This is a genomic window from Acinetobacter sp. CY17, assembly GCF_059515825.1.
The window spans coordinates 1-1,213 of the sequence record NZ_JCAKMX010000060.1 but is presented as its reverse complement, the minus strand read 5'-3'; the positions used below and the strand labels follow the sequence as shown (position 1 = coordinate 1,213).

Sequence of the window (1,213 nt, the reverse complement as noted above, 5' to 3'; positions counted from 1 at the left end):
ATCACACCTGAAGAGCAACAAGCGATTCAAGATGCAGTTGATGCAGCGAAAGATGCAGAAGACGCAGCTCAAGATGCGGTCAATAACCTACCTGAGAGTGAAGATAAGTCTGGTCTACAAGATCGTATAGACGAACTAGACGACCTTGTGGTACCGCCAATTAATGACCAAGATGGCAATGGTAAAGATGATGCAATTGATGAAGCTGAAGCACTTGTAAAAGATGCAGAAGACAAACATCAAGCAGCAGAAGATATCATCGCTGATGCGCAAGAAGACGGTCTAATCACACCTGAAGAGCAACAAGCGATTCAAGATGCGATTGATGCAGCGAAAGATGCGGAAGACGCAGCTCAAGATGCGGTCAATAACCTACCTGAGAGTGAAGACAAGTCTGGTCTACAAGATCGTATAGATGAACTAGACGACCTCGTGGTACCGCCAGTTAATGACCAAGATGGCAATGGTAAAGATGATGCAATTGATGAAGCTGAAGCACTTGTAAAAGATGCAGAAGACAAACATCAAGCAGCAGAAGATATCATCGCTGATGCGCAAGAAGACGGTTTAATCACACCTGAAGAGCAACAAGCGATTCAAGATGCAGTTGATGCAGCGAAAGATGCAGAAGACGCAGCTCAAGATGCGGTCAATAACCTACCTGAGAGTGAAGATAAGTCTGGTCTACAAGATCGTATAGACGAACTAGAAGACCTTGTGGTACCGCCAGTTAATGACCCTGAAGCACTTGTAAAAGATGCAGAAGACAAACATCAAGCTGCCTTAAATGCCTTAAATGCAGCTGAAGAAGATGAATATATTACTCCTGAAGAGCGTCAAGCCATTCAACAATTAGTTGATGAAGCGCAAGCGGCTAAGGATATTGCACAACAAGCAGTAAGTTCTCTACCATCTGGTACACCCCAGGATGGCTTTCAAGATCGCTTAAATGCTTTAGAGTTGATCACTGTCCCTGATATTGGTGATACAGATTCTGACGCAGACGGCGATGCTGATGGCGACGCAGATGGCGATGCTGATGGCGACGCAGATGGCGATGCGGATGGCGACGCGGACGCCGACGCAGATGGCGACGCGGACGGCGACGCAGATGGCGACGCGGATGGCGATGCTGATGGTGACGCGGACGGCGATGCTGATGGCGACGCGGACGGCGATGCTGATGGCGACGCAGATGGCGATGCTGATGGCG

Annotated in this window: 1 protein-coding gene; it reads left to right on the top strand. The window is 48.3% G+C overall.

What is annotated here, in order from left to right; genetic code table 11:
• The coding region (locus tag AC5YCI_RS16250) for a GA-like domain-containing protein (protein WP_496175940.1) at window positions 1-1,213 on the top strand (1,213 nt) is incomplete at both ends.